The following is a 24,593-nucleotide window of genomic DNA, read 5'->3' as shown; positions in this document are numbered from 1 at the left end:
ACGGACCGCCCCTTTTTCGTTCAGTGCGGCAGGAATCCGGTGATCCGCGCAAGCATCGCAGTCCGCGTGTCGCTGTCGCCCAGATTGTGCGCCAGCCCGGGATATTCGATCAGCTCGACCTTCTTTCCTGCCGAGAGCAGTGCCCCGCGCATGATCCGCGCCTGGTCGATATCGACATTCTGGTCGAGCGTGCCGTGGAACATCAGCACAGGCGCCGCTATGCGGCCGGCATTTCGCGCCGGCGATCCCTCGAGGATATGCGGACCCGAACCGATGAAATCGCGAATGATCGCGCCGCTGGTATAGCGCGCACTTTCGGTCTTCAGCCTGCCGAGATCGGTTACCGGCGCAATCGCAACGATGGCGCGAAACAGGTCGGGCGCGACAACGCCCGACTGCAACGCGGCATAGCCGCCATAGGACCAGCCCACGATCGACAATTTGGCGGGGTCGGCCCCTTGCGCCAAGATCCAGCGGCCCGCGTCGTTCACGTCGCCGATCGCAACCTTCCACGACTGGAAACCGTTGTTCTGATACCATTGGTCACCATAGCCCGACGAACCGCGGTAATTGGGCTGGACGACCGCAAAGCCCGCCTGGGCGAAATATTGCGCGAGCCAGTCGAACCCCCATTCGTCGCGCGACGAAGGTCCGCCATGCGGCATCACGATCGCCGGCAAACTCTTGGCATCGCTGCGCCCGGGCGGAAGGGTCAGATAACCGGGGATCATCGTGCCGTCGGACGCAGGATAGCGTATCGCCTTGACCGGCGAGAGCGTCAGTTCCGACAGCAAGGGCCGGTCCTCGAGCAACGGCCGGAGTTGCTTCGCCGCGGGCGTATAGCGATAATAGCGCCCCGGATCGACGTCCGATCCGGCCCATAGCAGCCACTGGGACTCGTCGGCCGACGCATCAATGAAATAAACCTGCCGACCGCCGAGCGCGTGCGACAGCGAACTGGCCATTGCCGCGACATGCGTGTCGGTCGTCACCATCTGGCGGCGATCGGTGGCATAGGTCGCGCCCACGACGCGCTGATCGCGGCCGACGCGAACCAGTCCGTCGACATCGACTTCGGGATGGCGATAGAGCGTTTCGCCCCTCCCTGTTCCATCGAGCTTGACCGCCATAACGGCGAGACGCCCGTCGATCTTGCCGAAACCGATCGCACGGTTGGTTGCGGCATCGACCGCCCACGGCTCGAATCCTTCACGCGACAGCGTGTCGAGCGACGACAATTGTTGCCAGTCGCCGCCATCCGCGGACTTATAGAAATAACGCACGACAGGACTGAGGTTGTCCGTCCGCCCCGTCATCGGCTGGGTGCCCATGATACGCACCTTGCCCTTGCCGTCGGTAATATATTCGATGGTGTCGCGTCTCGGTTTCTCGACGATCTTCACCGACCCTTCGACCACATTCACGAGATCGACGCCCATTCCCTCCTCGTCCTTGGTGATCAGCGAGGCGGTATGGCGGTTCGCTTCGGGCACGTGGCTGCGCATCATCAATACGCTGGCGGGCGGTCCCGGCTGCCAGTCGATGATACTGCCGCCGCGAAAATCGAAGCCCAGCGCGTTTTCGCCCCGCCGCGTGCTCAGCGTCTTGACGTTGCCGCCCGCCGCATCGACGGCGAGCAGGGAAGAAAAGCCATAGATGAACTCGCCGACCTTTTGCCGGCCGCCGATCTGACAGATCAACCGTGCGTCGGTCGCCCATCTGCACCATCGCAGAATTTCGGGATCGCCGCTGGCACGCAGGATGCGGCGGGGAGAGGCGCCATCGGCAATGTCGACCACAAACAGGTCGTTTGCCTGCCCCTTGTTCGGCGCGAGAAAGGCCAGACGCTGCCCGTCGGGGGACAGGCTGACCTGCGTGACGCCGTCGAGCGTGCCGAAGCGGCGCGCGATGTCGCCTTCCTGCGCCTGCGCAGCCCCCGCCACGATCCCCAAACCGAGCAAATATAGTCGGTGCCCCCGCATCTCTATCCCCCTGTTATTCAATTCCCTTTCTCTTCCCTAAAGCCCAGCGTCCACTTTTCCAAGCGCCGGGAAGGGGCAAGCGACGCTTGCGCCTTCAACGCCGGGCTGGCACAAGTCCGCGATCGAATACCAAGCCTGAGGAATTTCCATGCTTCGCTTCCCCCGTACCGCCGCGGCTTTCGCGGTTCTTCTGTCCGTTGCCGCATGCAGCGGCTCCGACAAGGCGGCCGGCCCAGACGCGGCTTCGCTTCCCGACGTCCAGTTTCCCGAGTTGTCGCTGCAGACGCTGCAGGACGTGACCAAGGAATTGTCGTCGGACGCCTATGAGGGCCGCGCGCCGGGCACCGCGGGCGAGGAAAAGACCCTCGCCTATCTGATCAAGCAGTTCGAGGAAGCGGGGCTCAAGCCCGGCAACAACGGCAAGTGGACGCAGGACGTGCCGCTGGTCGAGATCACCGCGAAGAATGCGACGCCGCTGAGCTTCACCGGCGGCAAGGCGCCGGTCACGCTGAACTACGGCAACGACTATGTCGCCTTCAGCTATCGCGTCCAGCCGAAGACCGAAGTCAAGGATAGCGACGTCGTCTTCGTCGGTTACGGCATCAACGCCCCCGAAAAGGGCTGGAACGACTATGCCGGACTCGACGTCAAGGGCAAGACCGTCATTATTCTCGTCAATGATCCCGACTGGCAGACCCCCGAAGCCAAGGGCGAGTTCGGCGGCCGCGCGATGACCTATTACGGCCGCTGGACCTATAAATATGAGGAAGCGGCGCGCCAGGGCGCGGCCGCGGCGCTGATCGTCCACGACACCGAACCCGCCGCCTATGGCTGGAACGTCGTGGAAAGCAGCAACACCGGCACCCAATATCTGGCCGAGACCAAGAACGGCGGCGCCGACCAGACCGTAGCGAACGGCTGGATCCAGCTTGCGAAGGCGAAGGAACTGCTCGCGAGCGCCGGACAGGATTTCGACAAGCTGCGCGCCGCGGCGGGCAAGAAGGGCTTCAAGGCGGTGCCGCTGACCGGCGTGAAGGCCTCGTTCGGCTTCGACAACCAGATCGCGAAGAAGATGTCGCATAACGTCGTCGGCGTGCTGCCGGGGGCTAAGCGCCCCGACGAATATGTGCTCTATACCGCACACTGGGATCATCTCGGCCGCTGCACGCCGGTGAACGGCGACGATATCTGCAACGGCGCGGTCGACAATGCGACGGGAACCGCCGCGCTCGTGACGCTGGCGCAGGCCTATCAAAAGGCCGGGGCGCCCGATCGCAGCGTCGTCTTCCTGGCCGTGACGGCCGAGGAATCGGGCCTGCTCGGCTCCGAATATTATGCGGCCAATCCGATCTTCCCGCTCGCGCAGACGGTCGGCGGGGTCAATATGGACGCGCTCAACCCGAACGGCCCGGCGAAGGACATCGTCGTCGTCGGCCGCGGCAAGTCCGATCTCGACACCTATCTGGAAAAGATCGCCCAGGCGGCAAAGGTCACGATCGTCGATGAGCCGACCCCCGAAAAGGGTTTCTATTACCGCTCCGACCATTTCAGCTTTGCGAAGCGCGGCGTGCCCTTCTTCAACTTCGGCGCCGGCGAAGACCTGGTCGATGGCGGCAAGGAAGCCGGCAAGAAGGCGGCCGAGGATTATGAGAAGAACCGCTATCACGCCCCCGGCGACGAATATGCGGCGATCAAGAATTGGGACGGCATGATCGCCGATCTCAAGCTCTTCTATGCCGCCGGGCGGATGCTCGCCTCGACCGACGCCTGGCCGAACTGGGTGAAGGACGACGAGTTCCGCGCCGCGCGCGACAAGTCGCGCCCCGCGAAATAATCGGACGGCGCCCATGACGCTGCGCATGTTTGCCGAATGGGCGCCGCACGAAGCGGTATGGATCGGCTTTCCGCACCTCGACGAGGAGTGGGCGGGCCAGATCGACGCGGCGCGCGCCGATGTCGCCGCTTTCGCGAACGCCATTCACGACGGCGGCCGCGGCGAGGAGGTGCGGCTGGTCGTCAACGATGCGCGCCAGGCGGCCATCGCCGCCGGGCTCGTCGATACGGGGGTGCGCATTCTCGTCCAGCCGCTCGGCGACATCTGGCTGCGCGATACCGGGCCGATCGTCGCGGGCGCCGGCACAGCGCGGCGCGCGCGCAATTTCGAGTTCAACTGGTGGGGCGAGAAATTCGTCATGCCCGGCGACCGGGAAATCGGCGCGGCGCTCGCGGCGGCGAGCGGGCTTCCGGTCGACGATCAGGATTGGGTGCTCGAAGGCGGAGCGATCGACGTCGACGGCACCGGGCTCTGCGTCACCACCGAGGAATGTCTGCTCAACAGCAACCGCAACCCGACGCTGACGCGCGAGGACATCGCGGTCAGGCTGCACCAGTCGCTCGGCATCGGGCGGCTGCTGTGGCTCGGCAAGGGGCTGATCGGCGACCATACCGACGGCCATGTCGACAATCTGGCGCGCTTCGTCGGCGAAGGCCGGCTCGCGATCCCGGTCGCGGCGGGCGATAACGATCCCAATGCCGAAATCTATGCCGATGCGCGCGCCCGCGCCGCGGCGTTCGGGGGCATCGAGATCATCGACCTCCCCTCGCCCGGCCGCGTCGAAGTGGACGGCGAGCTTGCGGCGGCGAGTTATATGAACTTCTACATCGGCAACAGCACGGTCGTCGTGCCGACCTATGGCGTACCGAACGATCGGGCGGCGGTCGATGCGCTCGCCGCGCTCTTTCCCGATCGCCGCGCTGTCGGCGTGCCGGCGAGCGGGATCATCGGCGGCGGCGGCAGCTTCCACTGTTCGAGCCAGCAGCTTCCGGCATAATCACCTCTAACGGTCATCCCGGCGAAAGCCGGGTTGACGGAAATGGAGCATCGGCCTTGGCTTTTGCTCTGGCAAGATACGCCGCCTCGCCTATATCCGCTCCATGACCCGCACGATCTCCGTCGCCGCGCTGCAGCTCCCCCTGCCCGGCCCCGTCCAGCCGAATATCGACGCGGTCACAGCGCTCGTCGAGGAGGCGGCCGCGGAAGGCGCGCAGATCGTCCTGCCCCCCGAGCTCTTCGAAGGCCCCTATTTCTGCCAGGTCGAGGAGGAAGAACTCTTCGCCAGCGCACGGCCGACCGCCGAGCATCCGAGCGTCATCCGGATGCAGGCGCTCGCGGAAAAGCTGAAGGTCGCAATCCCGACCAGCTTTTTCGAAAAAGACGGCCCGCATTATTACAACACGCTCGCGATGATCGGCCCCGACGGCGCGATCATGGGCACCTATCGCAAGAGCCACATTCCCGACGGCCCCGGCTACGAGGAAAAATATTATTTCCGCCCCGGCAATACGGGGTTCAAGGTCTGGGACATCTTCGGGACGCGGGTCGGCGTCGGCGTCTGCTGGGACCAATGGTATCCCGAATGCGCACGCGCGATGGCGCTGATGGGGGCCGAACTGCTTTTCTATCCGACCGCGATCGGATCGGAGCCCTATGACGCCGATCTCGACACCAGCCGCATGTGGCGCCGCGCGATGCAGGGCCATGCGGTGTCGAACTGTATGCCGGTGATCGCGGCGAACCGCATCGGCGCCGAGGGCGAGGCGAATTTCTATGGCCACAGTTTCATCACCGATGAATGGGGTGATCTGACGCACGCATTTGGGGCGAGCGAGACCGGCGTTCTCGTCGAGACGATCGACCTCGATCGCGCGGCGAAACATCGCGCCGGCATGGGCTTTTTCCGCGACCGCCGGCCACAGCTCTATGCGCGGTTGGCCGAAGATATCTGACAGACCCAAGGGGGCAGCATGGACATACCCAAGGACATCTTCACCGAGCCCGAGGACGTCGATCCCGATACGCTCGCCAATCTCGGCCCGCTGCGGCGGCTCGCGGGCGTCTGGGAAGGGACGCGCGGCGTTGACGTGAATCCCAAGGCCGATGGCCCCGAGACGCGCAAATATTACGAACGGATCGAGATGCATCCGATCGACCCGCAGGCGAACGGTCCGCAGCTTTTCTATGGCCTGCGCTACCACGTCCATATCAACACGCCCGAGGAGGACATCGCCTTCCACGATCAGGTCGGCTATTGGCTCCATGAGGTCGCAACGGGGCTGATCATCCAGACGCTCGCCATCCCGCGCGGCCAGATCGCGATCGCGGCGGGGCACGCCAAGCCCGATGCGAAGCAGTTGATCGTCAAGGCGACACGTGGGCAAACCGAATATGGCATCTGCTCGACCACCTTCCTCGAACAGGCCTTTCGCACCGACAGCTATGAACTGACCGTCGACTTCCACGACGACGGGTCGTGGAGCTATGTCTCCGACACGATGCTGATGGTGAAGGATCAGGGGCTGTTCCGGCACCGCGATCACAACCGGCTGAGCAAGATTGCCGAACCCGATCTCAACCCCTGGGCCAGGATCGTGAAGGGCGCGGCCTGAACGGTCAGTTCTGAAAGCGGCGGATGCTTTCGAGGTCGGCGCGGTCGAGCGGCTGGGTCAGCCACAGACCGCCGCGCGTCCCGCGCGACCAGCGCACGATCGCCTTGCGGCGGATGCCGCTCGCGAGGACGAGATCGAGTTCCTTGCCGACCTCCAGATGGCCGTCGTGGATGAAACCCGCGCCGCTCTGCGACAGGTCGACGAGTTCGATCTCGCTCGTGCCTTCGTCGGTCACTACCTGCGCGCTGCTGTGGACGGGAAGCCGCGGCTGGCGATAGCCGCTCGCTCGCTGTTCGGCGGCGAGCTGCTTGAGCACGTCGGCGACGTCGACCTCCTCGTCGAACGCGACGCCGCAACGGCCGCCTTCGGACCACACCACCTTGCCGCGCACGGTCACCGCATCCGAAAGCGCGATTTCGAGCTGTTCGCCGACCGTGATCGGCACATCGGCGGCAAGCATCATGCCATTGTCGGACATGTTGCGCACGCGCCACAGGCCGACGTCGCCATCGCGCGTGACCTTCGCGATGCGCCACACGGTGCGATAGCGGTCGGCGCCGCGGCGATCGGTTTCGCCGGGCGATAGCGGCTCGGGCGTCGCGTTGGAGAGGAGCGGTTTCTTCATGCCATCCTCGTTGAAAGCAGCACCGGAAGAAGGAGAATATGTCATACGATACTCAAAACATCTCGATGCCGGTGCCGAATATTAGCGAAATTCCGTATAATATTCAATGGCACTAGAAATCGCAGTTAACATAAATTCAACGAACTGGCCTTCGCTCGAACAATCATGGCGGGCGATTATGAATAAAATCCCCAATTTGCAGAATTTAACGGCACCATAGTGGCAGCATTAAGCGATCACGGTCGCGGCCCGTCGAAAAGCGCCGGGGCGGATCGGCCGAGCCCGAAACGACCTCAGCCGCGATAGATTTTCGGATCGATGCCGTGGCGCGCGATCTTGTCATAGAGCGTCTTGCGCGGGATGCGGAGGAACGCCAGCGTCGCCGCGATATCGCCGCCCGCGCTCGCCAGCGCGTCGCGAATGGCGTGCGCCTCGAACTGCGCCACCCGCTCGGGCAGCGCCGGTGGCACCTCACCCTCGCCCAGGGCCGGCGTATCCAGTCCCAGCACCTCGCTATAGGCGAAATTGCGAAGCTCGCGGACATTGCCCGGCCAGTCATGTTCGATCAGGTGGCGGCGCGCCGCATCGCCCAGGGTGAAATCCCGCGCGCCCATGCGGCCGGTCGCTTCCTCGACGAACGACGCGAAGAGTTGCGGGATGTCGGTCTTGCGCTCGCGAAGCGGCGGCATCCGCAGCCGCACGACGTTGATGCGGTAGAAAAGATCTTCGCGAAACTCGCCGGCGCGCACCGCCTCCTGCAGGTCGCGGCGCGACGATGCGATGATGCGCAGATCGACCCCGCGCGGCTCGCTCGCGCCGATCGGCCGGATCTTGCGTTCCTCGACGACGCGAAGCAGCATCGACTGGATCGCGAGCGGCATATTGTCGATGCCGTCGAGGAACAAAGTGCCGCGATGGCTCTGCTCGATCCGTCCCTCGCGCGCGATCGGGCCATAGCCGGGGGCGCCGCGGTCGTGGCCGAACAGCTCGACCTCGGCCAGCCCTTCGGGAAGCGCGCCGCAATCGACTGCGACGAACGGGCGGCCCGAGCGCGGCCCCTTGCGATGGAGGAGCAGCGCCGCAAGCTCCTTGCCCGTGCCCGTCTCGCCTTCGACGAGCACGTCGATGTCGGCGCGCGCGATCTGGACGATCGTCGCGCGAAGCTGCGCCATGACCGGGCTGTCGCCGATCAGCGGGCTGTCGACGCTGGTTTCGGCGGCGGCGCGCAGCATCCGATTGTCGAGAATCAGGCGCCGCGAGGTGAGCGCCTTGCGAACGGCGGCGATCAGGTGATCGGTCGCATAGGGCTTGGCGAGAAAGTCGAACGCCCCGCCCTTCAGCGCCCCGATCGCCATCGGCACGTCCGCGTGCCCGGTGATCAGGATGACGGGGATTTCGGGATCGATCGCCCGGATGCGCGCAAAGAATTCGAGCCCGTCGAGGCGCGGCATACGGATATCGGTGACCACCGCGCCGCTGAACGCATCGTCGATCGCCGCGAGTGCCGTCTCGGCATCGGCGAAGGCCCGGACCTCGATATCGGCGAGTTCCAGCGACTGCACCGTCGCCGCGCGCAGGGCGTCGTCGTCGTCGACGAAAATGACCTGCTGGCGAGTCACGAATTCGCTCATGCGCGGCGAACCTCCAGCCGAAAGGCCGCACCGCCCAGCGGTGAGGCGACGCTGTCGAGCGTGCCGCCGAATTCGCGCGCGATATCCCGCGCAATGCCCAGCCCGAGCCCGAGCCCATCAGCCTTTCCGGTGACGAAGGGCGTGAAGAGATTGTCGGCAACGTCGGGCGCAATCCCCGGCCCGTTGTCGGCGACGGTGATCGCGATATCGCCCTGCTCTCGCGTTTCGATACGGATGCGCGGATCGGGGCGGCCAGTCAGCGCGTCGAGGGCATTCTGGAGCAGATTGACGAGAATCTGTTCGAGTCGCACGCGGTCGGCGATGCAGCGCATTCCCGGCACCTCGCCGACGCGCTCGACCGTGACGCCATGTTCGCGGATACGATCGCCGACGAGCAGCAGCGCGCCGTCGATCACCCGTACAATCTCGACCGGGCCGAGCGCGGGCGTGCTGCGCCGCGCGAAGCTGCGCAGTTCGGCGATGATCGCGGCGATCCGCTCGGTCAGCGCGACGATCGTGCCGATATTGTCGCGCGCCTTGCCCGGATCGCCGCGATCGAGAAACGTGCCCGCATTTTCGGCAAAACCCCGGATCGCCGCGACCGGCTGGTTGATTTCGTGCGCGACACCCGCGGTGATCTGCCCGATCGTGCCGAGGCGGCTGGCCTGCGACAATTCCTCGCGCGCGGCGCGGAACCGCCGGTTCGCCTCGACCAGGTCGGCGGTGCGCGCCGCAACCTCGATCTCCAGCATGTGGCGTGCTTCCTCCTGCAACCGCTGCTTCTCGCGCGAGCGGAACACCCAGGTCAGCAGCGCGGCGAGCAGGATGAAGGCGATCAGAATCGCGGTGCGCGCGGTCGCATTGGCGCTCGCCTCGGCCGGCGCCAGCGGCTGGAAGGCGTGCAGCCGCGCGCCCGCCATCGGCACCGGAACCGCCGCTTCGCGGTAGCGCGCGTCGCCGTTCGCCCAAGTCGCTCCGTCTTTCGCGAGAGGGAGCGGCGTGAGCGGCAGATCGCCGAATTGCAGCACCGCACGAATCGCCGCGCGCGTCCGCTCGTCGATCGGCGCGAGGGTATGAAAGCGCCAGTCGGGGCGGCTGGTGATGATGATGACGCCATGATCGTCGGTGACGAAGGTTGCGAGCGGCTGGCGCGCCCATTCGGCTTCGAGGCCGCCGAACTCGACCTTGACGACGATCACGCCGAGCGCCCGGCCGCCTTCCTCGACGCGGCGGGCGATGAACAGGCCGGGCCGGCCACTGACGGTGCCGAGCGCGAACAGCTCGGCGCTGCCCTTCGCCATGGCGTCACGAAAATAGGGGCGAAAGCCGTAGTTCTGTCCGACGAAGCTTTGCGGGCGGCGCCAGTTGCTCGCGGCGATCGTCCGGCCATCGCGCGCGATCAGATAGATGACCGCGGCGTCGGTGCGGTCGGCGAGCAGTTCGAGCTTGTCGTTCATCCGCCGCGCCGCCCCGGCATCGCCGCTGCCCAGCACGGTGCGGACGTCGGGATATTCGGTGAGCACCAGCGGAAGCAGGCGGAATTTCTGAAGCTCGCCCGCCAGGCGGCGCGACGCGCTTCGCGCCTGCTGCTCGGCGGCGGCGTCGGATGCGACGCGCGCATGGCCCGCCGCCCAGCCGAAGGCGGCGACCGCGATCATCGCCAGCAGCAGCAAGGCGAGCAGGGCCGCCCAGATCAGGCGCCGCCCAGCACCCGGCGCGTGCGAATCATCGAGGATGACCGGAGTCGTCATATGTGCGGATTATCGCACATATTAGTTCATGATAAGCGGAAATTCGCACGTTTGAAATTGGGGAATATTGCCGTCCTCTCCGCAATGGCCTTATTTTCTGCCGTTTTTCGGATAATGCGAAGTTCGTGGACCGGCGATGGGGCCGGCCATAATTTTAGGGAAGCAACGGCGAAAGGCCGTGCTCGGGAGGATGTACGTGGCAGCCATCATAATCGACGAGACCGGACGGGCGCCGGCGGGAGCGACACCGCTTTACCGCCACCTCTATGTCCAGGTGCTCGCCGCCATTCTTCTGGGCGTGATCATCGGCCATCTCTGGCCCGCGACGGGCGAGGCGCTGCGGCCGCTCGGCGACGGCTTCATCAAGCTCGTCAAGATGATCATCGCCCCGGTGATCTTCATCACCCTCGTTACCGGCATCGCGGGGATGACCGAATTGCGTTCGGTCGGCCGCGTCGCGGGCAAGGCCTTCGCCTATTTCCTCTTTTTCTCGACGCTGGCGCTGATCGTCGGCCTGATCGTCGCCAACACGGTGCAGCCGGGTGCGGGCATGAACATCGACCCGGCGACGCTCGATGCCGGCGCGGTGACCGGCTATGTCGAGAAGGCGAAGCACAGCGGACTGGTCGATTTCGTGATGTCGGCGATCCCGACGACGCTCGTCTCGGCGCTCACCGGGGATTCGCTGCTCCAGGTTTTGCTGGTATCGATCCTGTTCGGGATTTCGCTGTCGATGGTCGGCGAACCCGCCGCGCCGGTGCGCGATCTGTTCGAGCGCGTCGGGCTCGTCATCTTCCGGCTCGTCGCGATCCTGATGCGCGCTGCGCCGGTCGGGGCGTTCGGCGCGATGGCTTTCACCATCGGCAAATATGGCGTCGGATCTCTCGCGAACCTCGCCGGACTGCTCGCGACCTTCTACCTCACGTCGGCGATTTTCGTGGTGGTCGTGCTCGGCATCGCGGCGCGGCTCGCGGGCTTTTCGATCTTCAAGCTGATCCGCTATCTGCGCGCCGAGCTGCTGCTCGTGCTCGGCACCTCCTCATCCGAAAGCGCGCTGCCCAGCCTGATGGAAAAGATGGAGCGCGCCGGCTGCGCGAAGTCGGTCGTCGGGCTGGTGGTACCGACGGGCTACAGCTTCAACCTCGACGGCACCAACATCTATATGACGCTCGCCGCGCTGTTCATCGCGCAGGCTTGCAACGTCGACCTGTCGCTCGGCCAGCAGGTCGCGCTGCTGCTCGTCGCGATGATCAGCTCAAAGGGCGCGGCGGGCGTCACCGGCGCGGGCTTCGTCACGCTGGCCGCGACGCTGTCGATCGTGCCGTCGGTTCCGGTCGCGGGCATGGCGCTGATCCTCGGCATCGACCGCTTCATGTCGGAATGCCGCAGCCTCACCAATTTCATCGGCAACGCGGTCGCGACGGTGGTCGTCGCCCGCTGGGACAATGCGCTCGATCGCGATCGGCTGCGACTGGCGCTGGACGGCGGCGCACCGTCTCCGCTGGCCGCGCCGCCCGTCGAACAGGACATGGATTGAAAGCAAAGGGAGAAGGATAATGAGGGGTTCCACATCGGCATTGCTGCTCGCGAGCACGGCGATCTGCCTGTTCGCTGGTGCTCCCGCCCGGGCGCAGGATAACGCACCCACCGCGCAGGACGACGCGGCCGATGGCGAGAGCCAGGGCGGCGACAGCTCCGACATCGTCGTCGTCGGCACGCGGATCGAGGGCGCGCGCGTCACCGAGGCGCTGCCGGTGGTGGTCTTTGATCAGGACCGGATCGACGCCGCCGGCGTGGTCAGCGGCGACGAACTGATCCGCAGCATTCCGCAGATGGGCGACGTCAGCTTCAACCCCGGCAACAATGCGCAGACGAGCAATGCGGCGCGCGGCGACGTCGGTTCGGTCAATCTCCGCTCGCTCGGCGTCGGCAACACGCTGGTGCTGCTCAACGGTCGCCGTATCGTTACCCATCCCGCCAGTCAGGGACTGTCGGACACGGGCACCGTGCCGGTGCTGAGCTATAATTCCAACGCGATCCCGACGACCGGGCTCCAGCGGTTCGAGGTGCTGCTCGACGGCGCCGCGGCGCTTTATGGCTCGGACGCGGTCGCGGGCGTCGTCAACACCGTGCTCAAGGACAATTACGACGGCCTCAGGCTACAGGCGCAATATGGCGGCGCCGAGGGCACCCATTTGCGCGAGTTTCAGGGCAATATCCTGGCGGGCAAGAGCTTCGATCGCGGTAACATCACCGTCTCGTTCGAATTTACCGATCGCTCGGCCCTGCGCGCGGAGGATCAGGATTTCACCGCCTCGGCCGACCTCCGTCCGCTGTTCGCCGACTATCCCGATTTCGCCGGTTCGACGACGCCCGACGGACGCGCGACGCGCGGCCCGTGGCCCGCTCTGCAGGTTCAGATCGCCGGCGGCCGGCCGCGCCTCGGCTCGACCAACATGACGACGGCGGCCGGCTCCTTCACCGTCCGCCCGCCGAGCTTCGGCGGCTGCACCTATCAGCTTTCGCCCGACCTCTGCCTGGTGAACACCTCGCTCGCGACGAACAATACGTTCCGCAACCTGCGTTACGACACCGCGATCGGCACCACCGTCATGCCGCGCGTCAAGCGCTACAACGGCTTCGCCAACGGGCATTACGACCTGACCGACACGCTGACCCTGTTCGGCGAATTCGGCTATTATTATTCGGATACGCTGCGGGGCCAACCGGCGGTGATCAACCTCAATCAGATCTGGATTCCGGCGACCAACTATTACAATCCCTTCGGGCCTGTCGGCAGCCCCAACCGCATCCCGGGGCTGACCAACGTCCCTGACGAGGGGCTGCCGGTGCTGCTCACCAACTACCGCTATGTCGATGCTGGACCGCAGACGGTGCATGTCACCGGCGAGCAGCTTCGCGCGCTGCTCGGCATCCGGGGCGAGACCGCCGGTTTCAAATGGGACAGCGCCTTCACCTATTCGGAGGCGAGCGCGCACGACAGCAGCTTTGCGGTGCGCAGTTCGGCGCTGCAGCAGAGCCTCGCGCTGTCGACCCCCGACGCCTATAATCCGTTCAACGGCGGCTGCGCGACGGCGACGACCTATGGCGACTGCACGCCCAGTTCGCAGGTCGCGCTCGATGCGATCGGCTTCCAGCTTCAGCGCCGGTCGAAGACGACGCTGACGATGGGCGATTTCCGCGCCTCGCGCCCCGACCTGTTCAAGCTGCCCGGCGGCGATGTCGGCGTGGCGTTCGGCGTCGAAGTCCGGCGCGAGACCCAGCGCGACGACCGCGACGCCGCGGTCGACGGCTCCGATCCCTTCGTCGACATGGTGTCGGGCGCGATCACGATCAGCGATGCCGCCGCGGTCAGCGACAATCCCGACACCTATGGCAAGCGCACCGTCGCCGCCGCTTATGCCGAACTGGCGGTGCCTTTGGTGTCGGAGGATATGAACATCCCGCTGATGCGGCGCTTCGACCTCCAACTCGCCGGCCGCTATGAGCATTACAGCGATTTCGGCAGCGTCGCGCGGCCGAAGATCGCCGCGGCGTGGGACGTGTTCGACGGTCTCCGCTTTCGCGGCTCCTTTTCGCAAGGCTTCCGCGCGCCGAACCTCGAACAGGTCAACGCGGTCGAATATGCCCGCCTCGCGACCAGCCAGGATTTCCTGCGCTGCGAGGTCGACCTGCGCGCCGGGCGGATCGACAGCTTCACCGCCTGCGGGAACAATGTCGGCTATTCGCGCCGCGTGTCGGGCAACCCCGACCTCAAGCCCGAAAAGAGCACCAATTACAATCTCGGCGCAGTGTTCGAACCGACCTTCCTCCCCGCCGACCTCGGCCGGGTGACCTTCACGGTCGACTATTGGTCGATCCGGCAAAAGGGCATCGTCGGCATCCTCGGCAACGACACGGCGATCGCGCTCGACTATCTGCTGCGTCTGCAAGGATCGTCGAATCCCAACGTCGTCCGCGACGCCGCCAACGCCGACGATGTCGCGGCCTTTGCGGGAACCGGCATCGCGCCGGTCGGCCGTATCCTGACGGTGCGCGACCAGTTCATCAACCTGTTGCCGCAGACGGTGCGCGGGCTCGATTTCGCTTTCTATTGGCAATCGCCGAAGACGAGCATCGGCAAGTTCAACCTCGCTGTGAACGCGACGCGGCTGCTCAAATTCTCCCGCGCGCCGGGCGACGCGGTCGACATGCTCGTCGCCGCGCGCGAGGCGGGCGACATCAACGCCGCAACGCCGCTGCCCGAGACCGAGGATCTGATCGAGGCCAACGGCCGCCCGAAATGGCGCGGCTCGGCATCGCTGACCTGGTCGCTCGGCCAGTTCCAGCTCGGCGCCTTCGCGCGCTACACCGGCGCGGTCGATGAAACCGGCTTCGTCGATGCCGACGGCAATCCGTGGCGGGTCAAGTCGCAGCTTACCGCGAACCTCTATGCCCAGGTCCGCATCCGCGACCGGGACGGGATCGGCGGCGACATGCGCTGGCGCGTCGGCGTCCGCAACATCGCCAACAAGAAACCACCGCTGTCGTCGGAGGGCTATCTGGGGTCGCTCTACAGCCCCTATGGCCGCTATTGGTACAGCTCGATCACCACGGAGTTCTGACGATGAAACACGGGTCCGGTATCTGGCTCCTGATTGGCTGCGCCGGGCTCGCCGTCGCGCCGGCGGTCACGGCAAAGGAGAGCGCGCCCGCGCCAACCGCCGCCGGCGCGACTTCCCCCGCCTCGCAAGCCCCTGCACCAAAAGCGGCGCCGCGAACGATCCTGTTCATCGGCAACAGCTTCACCCAGGGCGCCCATTCGGCGGCGCGCAACTGGCACGCGGACACGGTCACCGACCTCAACGGCGCCGGCTTTGGCGGGGTTCCGGCGCTGTTCAAGGCCTTTTGCGAGCAGATGGGGCTAGACTACGCCGTCAGCCTCGAGACGCAGGGCGGCAAGTCGCTCGGCTTTCATTATGACGAGCGGCGCGCGCTGTTCGACAAGCCGTGGGACGTCGTCGTCCTCCAGGAATATAGCGTTCTCGACCGCGCCCGGCCCGGCGATCCGGCGGCCTATGTCCGCGACGTCGGCCGGATGGCTGCGTTGTTCGAAAAGCGCAATCCGGCGGTCGACATCCGGCTCGCCGCGACCTGGACGCGCGCCGACCAGACCTATACGCCCAAGGGGCATTGGTACGGCAAGCCGGTGAGCGCGATGGCCGACGACCTGCGCGCCGCCGCCGAACAGGCCCGCGCCGCCAACCCCGGCGTCCGGGGCATCTTACCCGTGGGCGAGGCGTGGAACCGAGCGATGGCGACCGGCGTCGCCGACCCCGACCCCTATGACGGCATCGCCTATGGCCAGCTCGATCTTTGGACCTACGACCATTATCACGCGAGCGTTGCGGGCTATTATCTGTCGGCGCTGGTCACCTTTGGCGCGATCACCGGCATCGATCCGACCGGCCTTGGCGCTCACGAAAAGAGCGCCGATGCGCTCGGCCTGTCGGACGCGCAGGCGGCCGCGTTGCAGACGGTCGCGCGCGACGAACTGGCGCGATTGAAAACCGCGCGCTGACCGCTACGCGCGCCGCGCCGCTTCGAGCTCCGCCGCCAGCGCCGCGACGAGATCGGCCGCCGACATCGCGCGCGCCAGCGGCGCGCCCTGCCCCGCCCATTGCGCCCCATACCCATGCTCGCCCCGCGCCTTGGCGGCGGCATGCAGCGCTTTGCCCAGATCATAAGTGATCGGATAAGCCGGCATTTCGTTCGGATCGATCGCGACGTCCTGCGCCGCGAAGCGATTGGACAGGATACGCGCGGGCCGGCCCGAAACGGCGCACACCATCGCGGTATGACGCGCGGCCTCGCCGAGCAGCGCGGCGCGGTAAGCGGCATCGGCCAAACTCTCGTCACAGGCGACGAAAGCGGTGCCGAGCTGCGCGGCGGAGGCGCCAAGGCTGAGCGCGGCGGCGATGCCCGCGCCGTCCATGATCCCGCCCGCCGCGATCACCGGCCGGTCGAGCGACCGCGCGAGCAGGCGGGTGAGCGCCACTGTCCCGAGCCGGTCGTCGCGCGCATCGGGGTCGAACATCCCTCGGTGGCCGCCTGCCTCCCATCCCTGCGCGACGATGGCGTCGATTCCGGCCGCCGTCACGGCCTCTGCCTCGGCGAGGCTCGTCGCGGTGGCGAGCAGGACGATCCCGGCGGCACGCAACGCCGCGATCGCTTCGGCCGTGGGCAGACCGAAGTGGAAGCTGACGACCGCCGGGCGCTCGTCGATCAGCATTTTCAGCATCGCGTCATGGCCGACGAAGCTGCGATAGATTTCACCGAGGGTCTCCGGCGGTTCGGCATCGAATTCGGCGAACAACGGGCGGAAGCGTTCGATCCACCGGCGCTCGCGCCCGGTATCGGCGATCGCGGGCCGGTGGCAGAACAGATTGACCTGAAACGGCCGCGCCGTGCGTGCGCGCACCGCGGCGATCATCCCCCGCGCCCCATCGACATCGCTCGCGCCGACCCCGATCGACCCCAACGCCCCCGCCTCGCTGACTGCCGCCGCCATGTCGGGCGACGACACCCCCGCCATCGGTGCCTGGACGATCGGCAGATCGATGCCGAGAAGCGAGAGGAGATCGTGGCGGGCCATGGGCGAGCCCTATGACCGTTTTGGCCGGACTTCAAAAGCAAAGGTGTTGGGAAAGGTGGCGGAGACGGAGGGATTCGAACCCTCGGTACCGGATTTACCAGTACGACGGTTTAGCAAACCGTTGGTTTCAGCCACTCACCCACGTCTCCGCATGGTCTGCCGCGCTAACGGCAGGCTGGCTTAGGCGGGTCGCTATAGCCATGCGCTTCGCGCCCCGCAACGCCTAACATTGCTCCCTTTCGACCTTATTTTGACGGCTTCACGGCAAAAAGGATTCGGTCCAACGCAAAATCGACTCAAGTCATCGCCCGTTCATTGCCCGCGATTCACAGTCGGAGTCATGGTTAACCCGTCCGGCGCATCAGGCGCCGACCGATTTGGGGGACATATGCGTAAGACGCTTGCCACTTTTGCCGCCACCACCCTGGCATCGATCGGGCTGATGCTCGCGCCGGTCGCGGCGAATGGCCAGATGACCTCGGTCGACCCCAACACCGCGATCGATTCCGATCTCGACAACCCCCAGCCCGTGACTCCGGCGCCTTCGGTGAACGATCCGGCACCCGCCGATCCGACCCTGAACAGCGACCTTGCCACCGGCGACGAACAATATTCGACGGCGCCCGACACCGGTGCCGCGACCACCGCCGCCGATGGCGCGACGACCGCCGCCTCCGATGGCTCGACCTACAAGAAGGACGACCTGATCGGCGCCGCCGAAGGCGTGTTCGGCAAGGGCGCGCAGGGCTTGGCCGGACTGATCGAGGACATCCTCAAGAAGCAGGGCGAGCCCAACGCCTATATCGTCGGGCGCGAGGCCGGCGGCGCGCTCGGCATCGGCGTTCGCTATGGCTCGGGCACGCTCCACCACAAGATCGAGGGCGAACGGCCGGTTTACTGGACCGGCCCGTCGATCGGCTTCGACGCGGGCGCCAACGCGGGCAGCACCTTCGTCCTCGTCTACAATCTCTTCGACACCGAGGATATCTACAAGCGCTATCCGGCGGGCGAAGGGGCAGCCTATCTCGTCGGCGGTTTCAACGCGAGCTATCTGCGCCGCGGCGACGTCGTGCTGATCCCGATCCGGGTCGGCGTCGGCGCGCGACTGGGGGTCAATGTCGGCTATATGAAGATCCGCAAGAAGCAGAATTGGGTGCCCTTCTAAGGCCCCGAGAGCTTGCCAAGGGGGCGAGCATAGCCCGCGCTTCGGCGCGGGCTTTTTCTTTGCCTGCGGCATCTAACGACCGGAAGCGGACCTAACTTGCATCGTCATCCCGGACTTGATCCGGGATCCATTCTCTCAGTGCCGGGTGAATGGATCCCGGATCAAGTCCGGGATGACGAGAGATTATAGGCGGCACGGGAGCGACAGCTTTCATCCCTTGCCTTCGTCATTCCCGCTTTTGCGGGAATGACGAAGGTGGGCAGGGGCAGCTTCCCACCCCAAAACGGCCGTCGCCTTCAAATAGGCCTTTCCTACATTATGCGGCTGTGTCAGCCTTTACCCGGCTCTTTCAACTGGTCGATAAGACGGATGCAGCGTGGCTTGCCGGACGCGGCCACATCGAGGCGTGCTGCGCGCGTCCAACACGCCGCAAGCTCCAAACCGGCGCGCGCGTTGGGCTGAACTTTCCTGAACTTTGGAGGTGGCAACTCGTTCTTCAATCCAAAGCCGGCATCACCCTAATCGCCATCGAAAGCAATCAACGTCTCGCAAGCAAGGCCTGCCGCTTCAAGTCGCTGCGACCCGCCAAGATCGGGCAGATCGATGACGAACAGCGCCGCCGCGACCTCGGCACCTACGCTCTGCATCAGCTTCGCGGCGGCAAGGATGGTCCCGCCCGTCGCCAGCAAATCGTCGACGAGCACCACGCGACGCCCCGCGGTTACCGCGCCCTCGTGCAGTTCGAGGCGATCGACGCCATATTCGAGTTCGTAATCGACGCCGATCGTGACGCCGGGCAGCTTGCCCGCCTTGCGGACCGGGACCAGCCCGATCCCCATCGCGGTCGCCATTGCGGCGCCGAACAGGAAGCCGCGTGCTTCGACCGCGACGATATAATCGGGGCGATGGGCGGCCGCGCGCACGGCAAGGCGGCGCACGCTTTCGGAAAAGCCCGCCGCCTCGCCTATTAGGGTGGTGATGTCGCGAAACTGGATGCCCGGCTTCGGAAAGTCCGGGATCGTGCGCACGAGCGACGCAAGGTCGAGCTCGGGCCGAGGCGGGAGGGCGATCATCGTGACAATCGCCATCCCCCCAGGAAACCCTCGGCTGTCCTCAATGCTTCTTGTCGGCCCAGATGTTCCGGTACGACATATAGGTCAGGCCGGTGAAGATGAGCAGGAAGATGAAGGCTGCCCAGCCCACCTGATGGCGCTTCACCAGCTTCGGCTCGGCGGTCCACACCAGGAAGGCGGCGACGTCGCTGGCCATCGCCTTCACATCGTTCGGCGAACCGTCGGCGAAGGTCACCTGGCCGTCGTGGAGCGGCGGCGCCATCGCGAGGTTGAGGTTCGCGAAATAGGGGTTGAAGTGCAGGCCCGTCGGCGGCTGCAGCTCCTTCGGCAGGTTCGCCGGGGGATTCTGGAAGCCGGTCAGCAGCGAATAGACATAGTTCTTGCCACCTTCGCGCGCCTTGGTGATCAGCGACAGGTCGGGCGGCAGCGCATTGTTGTTCGCCGCGCGCGCCGCGGTTTCATTGGCATAGGGCGCCGGGAAATGATCCGACGGCAGGCCGGTGCGCGTCGACGGTTCGCCGGTGTCGGGATTGACCGACGGGATCGTGTCATAGCTTTTGGCGAAGCTCTTCATCTGCCCCTCGCTATAGCCGAGATCCGCGATGTCGCGGAAGGCGACGAGGTTCAGGCTGTGGCACGCCGAACAGACTTCCTTATACACCTGCATCCCGCGCTGCAGCTTGGCCTTGTCCCAATGCGGGAGCAGGCCGTCGCTGGACAGCGCCAGATGCTTCGGCTCCTTGTGGAATTCGTGCGAAGCATTGGCTTCATTCGAGAGCGGTGTCGTGAAGATCGCGCACAGCAGGGCTGCGATGAAACCCAGACCGACGAGAAAACCGAGCGGACGAACCATGGCTGTATCAGCTCCTATTAAAGTCCGGCGCTCAGGCCGTGGCCGCCGACGGTTCGTCGGCATGCTTTGCGAGGACCGCTTCCGTGATCGAGTTCGGCATCGGCAGCGGCCGTTCGATCCGCGAGACGATCGGCAATATGATCAGGAAGTGCGCGAAATAATAAGCCGCGGCGAGCTGGCTCATGATCACGTACGGCTGTTCGGCCGGGCTCTTGCCGCAGAAACCCAGGATCAGCACGTCGACGACGAGGACCCAGAAGAAGATGCGGTTGAGCGGACGATAGTTCGACGATTTCACCGGCGAGCTGTCGAGCCACGGCAGGAAGAACAGCAGCGCGATCGCCGCGAACATCGCGATGACGCCCCACAGCTTCGCGTCGATCCACAGGAAGTTGAAGGTGAAGGCGCGCAGGATCGCGTAGAAGGGCCAGAAATACCATTCGGGCACGATGTGCGCGGGGGTCGAGAGCGGGTTGGCGGGGATATAGTTATCCGCGTGACCGAGCAGGTTCGGGCTGAAGAAGGTCAGCGCGACGAAGACGAGCAGGAACACGCCGACGCCGAAGCCGTCCTTCGCAGTATAATAGGGGTGGAACGGGACGGTGTCCTGTTCGTCCTTCACCTCGATGCCCGTCGGGTTCGACGACCCCGGAATGTGCAGCGCCCAGATGTGCAGGATGATGACCCCCGCGATCACGAACGGCAGCAGATAGTGGAGCGAGAAGAAGCGGTTGAGCGCGGCATTGTCGGGCGCGAAGCCGCCGAGCAGCCAGACGCGGATCGGATCGCCGACGACCGGAATCGCCGAGAAGAAGCCGGTGATCACCTGCGCGCCCCAGAAGCTCATCTGACCCCAGGGAAGGACATAACCCATGAAGGCGGTCGCCATCATCAGGAGGAAGATCACGACGCCGAGCAGCCACACCATTTCGCGCGGCGCCTTGTACGATCCGTAATAAAGGCCGCGGAAGATGTGCAGATAAACGACGATGAAGAACATGCTCGCGCCGTTCATATGCGCGTAGCGGATGAACCAGCCGGCGTTCACGTCGCGCATGATATGCTCGACCGAGTTAAAGGCGACGCCCGCATTGGCGGCATAATGCATCGCCAGCACGATACCGGTGACGATCTGGATGACCAGCGCGGCGCCCGCGAGGACGCCGAAGTTCCAGAAATAGTTGAGGTTGCGCGGAACCGGATAGCCGGGACCGGTGGCATTGTAGACAAGCCGCGGAATCGGCAGCTTCTCGTCCATCCACTTCATCAGCGGATGCTGGGGTTCATATGGCTTGGCCCAGGGAAAGCTCATCTTATCTCGCTCCTCAGCCGATCGTCACGACGGTGTCGCTGTTGAATTCATAGGGCGGCACAGCCAGATTCTTGGGTGCCGGGCCCTTACGGATGCGCGCCGCGGTGTCGTAGTGCGACCCGTGGCAGGGGCAGAAATAACCGCCGTAATCGCCGCGATTCTCGCCCTCGGCGGCGCCGAGCGGCACGCAGCCGAGATGGGTGCAGACGCCGAGCGTGATCAGCCAGTTTTCCTTGCCGGGCTTGGTGCGCTCGTCGATTGTCTGCGGGTCGCGCAGCTCGCTCAAGGGAACCTTCTTCGCCTCCGCGATCTCGACCGGGGTCAGGTTGCGGACGAACACCGGCTGCTTGCGCCAGCTCGTCTTGATCGCCTGCCCCGGCTGAATCGCCGAAATGTCGATTTCGGTCGACGACAGCGCGAGCACGTCGGCGGAAGGATTCATCTGGTTGACCAGGGGAAGCACCACCGCGGCCGCACCGACACCGGCGAAACTGACCGCCGCGATATTGATGAAGTCCCGGCGCCGCACGCCATCTTCGATGCCGGCGGTAGTTTCGGTTTCACTGGCCATTCGACTGCCCTTGCATGGGTGAACTGACAAAGTTCCCGAAGAAGGATGGCCCGCCCCGTTGCGCGCGCACAAAACGGCGCAGCCCGGCGGCCCCTCCGGGAATTGCGGGCCTGATAGCCGCACAGTCCGGGCTTGCCAACAGGCAATTTCCCCTTCGTCCCATCGATCGGCCCTTCGGACCCTAAGCTCTCGATTCCTTCGCCCGCCGGGACTATGGCGACGGCATGGAAATCGCCCTGTTTCAGCCCGATATTGCCGGCAATGTCGGCACGATCCTGCGCACCGCCGCCTGTTTCGGGGCGCCCGCGCATATTATCGAGCCGTGCGGTTTCCCCTTCGGCGACGCGGCGCTGAAGCGCGCCGGAATGGATTATGCGGTGCGCGCCAATGTCCGGCGGCATCCCGACTGGGACGCGTTCCGCCAATGGGCACAGATCGGCGGCCAACGCCTCGTCCTGCTCTCGACCGCAGGCGCGACTCCGCTTCCCGACTTTGATTTCGATCAAGGCGATGTGCTGCTCTTCGGATCAGAGAGCGCCGGCGTTCCGCACCATGTCCACGAGGCCGTCGCCGCGCGGGTCGCGATTCCGATGCAGCCCGGCTTTCGCTCCTTGAATGTCGCGGTCGCGGCTGGCATCGCGCTCGCCGAGGCGCTTCGCCAAACGAAAGGCTTTTCCGTATGATCTCGCTCGATCCCCAGCAACAGGCGGCGCGAGGCTGGTTCGAGTCGCTGCGTGACCGCATCTGCGCCGCGTTCGAGACGATCGAGCGCGAAGCCGGCAGCGACGCGCACTTTACCTACACGCCATGGGACCGCGAGGCCGAAGGGGTCGCGCCCGGCGCGGGCGGCGGCGGCGTGCGCGCGGTGATGACGGGGCAGGTCTTCGAAAAGGTCGGGGTCAACGTCTCCACCGTCGGCGGCGAATTCGCGCCCGATTTCGCGGCGTCGATCCACGGCGCGGGCGAGGATCCCAGCTTTTTCGCGACCGGAATCAGCCTCGTCGCGCATATGGCGAACCCGCATGTGCCTGCGGTGCACATGAACACGCGCTTCCTCGCGACGACGAAGCGCTGGTTCGGGGGCGGCGCCGACCTCAATCCGCCGATCCCTTATCAGGAAGACACCGACGCCTTTCACGCGCGTTTTCGCGCCGCCTGCGCGCCCTATGGCCCCGACGTCTACGAACGCTATGCCAAATGGGCCGACGATTATTTCTATATCCCGCATCGCGGCGTGCATCGCGGCGTCGGCGGCATCTTCTACGACCATCTCGAATGCGGCGACGATGCCGAGTTCGACCGCAATTTCGCTTTCACGCAAGGAGTCGGCGAAGCCTTCCTCGACATCTTCCCGCAGGTCGTGCGGCGGCGCATGGGCCTGCCCTTCACCGACGCCGACCGCGAGGAACAGCTCGTCTGGCGCGGGCGCTATGCCGAGTTCAACCTCGTCTACGATCGCGGAACCTTGTTCGGGCTCAAGACCGGCGGCAATATCGACGCGATCCTGATGAGCCTGCCGCCGCTCGCCAAATGGAGCTGACGGGAAGAAGGGCGCCCCGCCTGCGGAGCGCCCTTGTTTCGGATTAGCGCCCGGTCAGGCGAAAACGCCGGCGTTGCTGTCGGTATTGACGCAGCGATAGATCGCTGCCGGCGTCGCAACCGACAGCAGGATCAGCGGAACATAGATCAGCAGGCCGAAAATGACGGCGAACAGGATCGTGCCCGCGCCCGCGCCGGGGCTGCCCATCGCGCCGAAGATGCCCCCCGCCGCTCCCGCGATGCCGCCGAAGATCAGGTTGGCGACCATCAGGAAAACGAACGACAGGATCGCGATGATCAGGTTGAAGCCGACGATCGTCCACTGCGACGCGCCGGTCAATTTCCAGGACGCGCCCAGGGCAGCGAACGGGTTCGACCGGCGGTGCGCCGCCATCCACGGTCCCGCGACCCCCAGCCGCCCGAACAGCCACAGGAAAAAGACGATGATCGCGATGTAGACGATGATCCCAAAGACGATCAGTCCGCCCGACACGCCGCCGTTCATGAAGATTTCGGGCGACAGGCCACTCACCCCGAACAGCGCGACCGCGAACAGTCCGACGATCAGGAGGATGATATACATGGCGATGACCATCCCGATGTAGAGGATGAACAGCGCCCCGACATAGGCGGCCCCGGCGCCGAGCGACCAGCCGATGTCCGCGGCCGGATCGCCGCCGACCAGGCCGCTGCGCCAGACGAGAAGGCTCGCGGCGAACATCGCCGCCCCTGCGATGATCGCAAAGAAGAAGATCTTGCCGAAGATGCCCAGCACCATGGAGGGATCATTGGGCGACGCCATCATCGACGCGAAGGTGCTGCCGAGCAACAGCCAGCCCAGCAATGCGATCGCCACCAGCGCCCCGCCCAGATACAGCAGCATCCGCGCCCAATTGGCGCTCAGAAAGGCGAACGTCTCCGAAAAAGCCGCCCCTATGCTCATTTTGGCCATGTCTCTTCCCCTGTTGTTAACCCCGACTGCCCTTTACA

20 protein-coding genes and 1 tRNA gene are annotated in these 24,593 nt (G+C 65.3%); 10 read left to right on the top strand and 11 right to left on the bottom strand.

Going from position 1 to position 24,593, the window contains the following annotated elements; translation table 11 throughout:
• Positions 1 to 20 precede the first annotated feature (20 nt).
• Positions 21 to 1,943 carry a S9 family peptidase gene (locus VHO04_RS11655; RefSeq protein WP_329628443.1) on the bottom strand — a complete coding sequence of 641 codons (1,923 nt, stop codon included), beginning with the start codon at positions 1,941 to 1,943 and terminating at the stop codon, positions 21 to 23.
• A 187-nt stretch (positions 1,944 to 2,130) separates the two neighbouring features.
• Here VHO04_RS11655 and VHO04_RS11650 point away from each other — a divergent pair, with 187 nt between their 5' ends.
• From VHO04_RS11650 to VHO04_RS11635, 4 genes are all read left to right on the top strand, one after another.
• On the top strand, positions 2,131 to 3,816 hold the full coding sequence (locus VHO04_RS11650; RefSeq protein WP_329628442.1) for a M28 family metallopeptidase: 1,686 nt from the start codon (positions 2,131 to 2,133) through the stop codon (positions 3,814 to 3,816).
• 13 nt (positions 3,817 to 3,829) lie between these two features.
• Positions 3,830 to 4,813 (top strand): agmatine deiminase family protein, encoded by a 984-nt coding sequence (locus VHO04_RS11645; protein ID WP_329628441.1) that lies wholly within the window; start codon positions 3,830 to 3,832, stop codon positions 4,811 to 4,813.
• A 103-nt stretch (positions 4,814 to 4,916) separates the two neighbouring features.
• On the top strand, positions 4,917 to 5,768 hold the full coding sequence (gene aguB, locus VHO04_RS11640; protein WP_329628440.1) for an N-carbamoylputrescine amidase: 852 nt from the start codon (positions 4,917 to 4,919) through the stop codon (positions 5,766 to 5,768).
• Between the two features lie 18 nt (positions 5,769 to 5,786).
• Positions 5,787 to 6,428, top strand: a complete 642-nt coding sequence (locus VHO04_RS11635) for an FABP family protein (protein WP_329628439.1) — start codon at positions 5,787 to 5,789, stop codon at positions 6,426 to 6,428.
• A 4-nt stretch (positions 6,429 to 6,432) separates the two neighbouring features.
• Here the strand turns inward: VHO04_RS11635 and VHO04_RS11630 are convergent, their stop codons facing one another.
• The 3 genes from VHO04_RS11630 to VHO04_RS11620 form a co-directional block, all read right to left on the bottom strand.
• Entirely contained in the window at positions 6,433 to 7,053 is a 621-nt protein-coding gene (locus VHO04_RS11630; RefSeq protein WP_329628438.1) for a PilZ domain-containing protein, read from the bottom strand.
• A gap of 293 nt (positions 7,054 to 7,346) precedes the next feature.
• A complete protein-coding gene (locus VHO04_RS11625) occupies positions 7,347 to 8,684 on the bottom strand; it encodes a sigma-54 dependent transcriptional regulator (RefSeq protein WP_329628437.1) in 1,338 nt (445 codons plus the stop codon).
• Positions 8,681 to 10,435 (bottom strand): sensor histidine kinase, encoded by a 1,755-nt coding sequence (locus VHO04_RS11620; RefSeq protein WP_329628436.1) that lies wholly within the window; start codon positions 10,433 to 10,435, stop codon positions 8,681 to 8,683. Before VHO04_RS11620 ends, VHO04_RS11625 begins: the two co-directional genes overlap by 4 nt.
• 190 nt (positions 10,436 to 10,625) lie before the next feature.
• Here VHO04_RS11620 and VHO04_RS11615 point away from each other — a divergent pair, with 190 nt between their 5' ends.
• Genes VHO04_RS11615 through VHO04_RS11605 form a run of 3 tightly spaced genes read left to right on the top strand, consistent with a single transcriptional unit; the run spans position 10,626 to position 16,016 of the window.
• The gene (locus VHO04_RS11615; RefSeq protein WP_414713109.1) at positions 10,626 to 11,972 is read left to right on the top strand and encodes a dicarboxylate/amino acid:cation symporter; all 1,347 of its coding nucleotides are present in this window, start codon (positions 10,626 to 10,628) and stop codon (positions 11,970 to 11,972) included.
• A 19-nt stretch (positions 11,973 to 11,991) separates the two neighbouring features.
• The gene (locus VHO04_RS11610) at positions 11,992 to 15,060 is read left to right on the top strand and encodes a TonB-dependent receptor plug domain-containing protein (RefSeq protein ID WP_329628435.1); all 3,069 of its coding nucleotides are present in this window, start codon (positions 11,992 to 11,994) and stop codon (positions 15,058 to 15,060) included.
• Positions 15,061 to 15,062: 2 nt separating this feature from the next.
• Positions 15,063 to 16,016 (top strand): DUF4886 domain-containing protein, encoded by a 954-nt coding sequence (locus VHO04_RS11605; RefSeq protein WP_329628434.1) that lies wholly within the window; start codon positions 15,063 to 15,065, stop codon positions 16,014 to 16,016.
• A gap of 3 nt (positions 16,017 to 16,019) precedes the next feature.
• Here the strand turns inward: VHO04_RS11605 and VHO04_RS11600 are convergent, their stop codons facing one another.
• Positions 16,020 to 17,090, bottom strand: a complete 1,071-nt coding sequence (locus tag VHO04_RS11600) for a nitronate monooxygenase (RefSeq protein ID WP_329628433.1) — start codon at positions 17,088 to 17,090, stop codon at positions 16,020 to 16,022.
• 56 nt (positions 17,091 to 17,146) lie between these two features.
• Positions 17,147 to 17,239 (bottom strand) — tRNA-Ser (locus VHO04_RS11595).
• Positions 17,240 to 17,478: 239 nt separating this feature from the next.
• On the opposite strand from VHO04_RS11595, the gene VHO04_RS11590 reads away from it, so the two are divergent.
• A complete protein-coding gene (locus tag VHO04_RS11590) occupies positions 17,479 to 18,255 on the top strand; it encodes a DUF1134 domain-containing protein (protein ID WP_329628432.1) in 777 nt (258 codons plus the stop codon).
• A 518-nt stretch (positions 18,256 to 18,773) separates the two neighbouring features.
• Here the strand turns inward: VHO04_RS11590 and VHO04_RS11585 are convergent.
• From VHO04_RS11585 to petA, 4 genes are read right to left on the bottom strand one after another with little or no spacing between them, the layout of a single operon-like run.
• On the bottom strand, positions 18,774 to 19,328 hold the full coding sequence (locus VHO04_RS11585) for an adenine phosphoribosyltransferase (protein ID WP_329628431.1): 555 nt from the start codon (positions 19,326 to 19,328) through the stop codon (positions 18,774 to 18,776).
• A 40-nt stretch (positions 19,329 to 19,368) separates the two neighbouring features.
• The gene (locus VHO04_RS11580) at positions 19,369 to 20,181 is read right to left on the bottom strand and encodes a cytochrome c1 (RefSeq protein ID WP_329628430.1); all 813 of its coding nucleotides are present in this window, start codon (positions 20,179 to 20,181) and stop codon (positions 19,369 to 19,371) included.
• 31 nt (positions 20,182 to 20,212) lie between these two features.
• Complete coding sequence (locus VHO04_RS11575) at positions 20,213 to 21,493, bottom strand: cytochrome b/b6 (RefSeq protein WP_329628429.1); 1,281 nt, start codon at positions 21,491 to 21,493, stop codon at positions 20,213 to 20,215.
• A 13-nt stretch (positions 21,494 to 21,506) separates the two neighbouring features.
• Complete coding sequence (gene petA, locus VHO04_RS11570) at positions 21,507 to 22,064, bottom strand: ubiquinol-cytochrome c reductase iron-sulfur subunit (RefSeq protein WP_297661676.1); 558 nt, start codon at positions 22,062 to 22,064, stop codon at positions 21,507 to 21,509.
• 224 nt (positions 22,065 to 22,288) lie between these two features.
• Here petA and VHO04_RS11565 point away from each other — a divergent pair, with 224 nt between their 5' ends.
• A complete protein-coding gene (locus VHO04_RS11565; RefSeq protein ID WP_329628428.1) occupies positions 22,289 to 22,747 on the top strand; it encodes a tRNA (cytidine(34)-2'-O)-methyltransferase in 459 nt (152 codons plus the stop codon).
• Positions 22,744 to 23,604, top strand: a complete 861-nt coding sequence (hemF, locus tag VHO04_RS11560; RefSeq protein ID WP_329628427.1) for an oxygen-dependent coproporphyrinogen oxidase — start codon at positions 22,744 to 22,746, stop codon at positions 23,602 to 23,604. Before VHO04_RS11565 ends, hemF begins: the two co-directional genes overlap by 4 nt.
• Positions 23,605 to 23,658: 54 nt before the next feature.
• Here the strand turns inward: hemF and VHO04_RS11555 are convergent, their stop codons facing one another.
• Entirely contained in the window at positions 23,659 to 24,555 is an 897-nt protein-coding gene (locus VHO04_RS11555; protein ID WP_329628426.1) for a hypothetical protein, read from the bottom strand.
• Between the last annotated feature and the right edge of the window lie 38 nt (positions 24,556 to 24,593).

This window comes from Sphingopyxis sp., assembly GCF_036261875.1.
Lineage (GTDB): Bacteria > Pseudomonadota > Alphaproteobacteria > Sphingomonadales > Sphingomonadaceae > Sphingopyxis.
The sequence above is the reverse complement of the archived record's forward strand: the minus strand, read 5'-3'. Positions and strand labels throughout refer to the sequence as shown.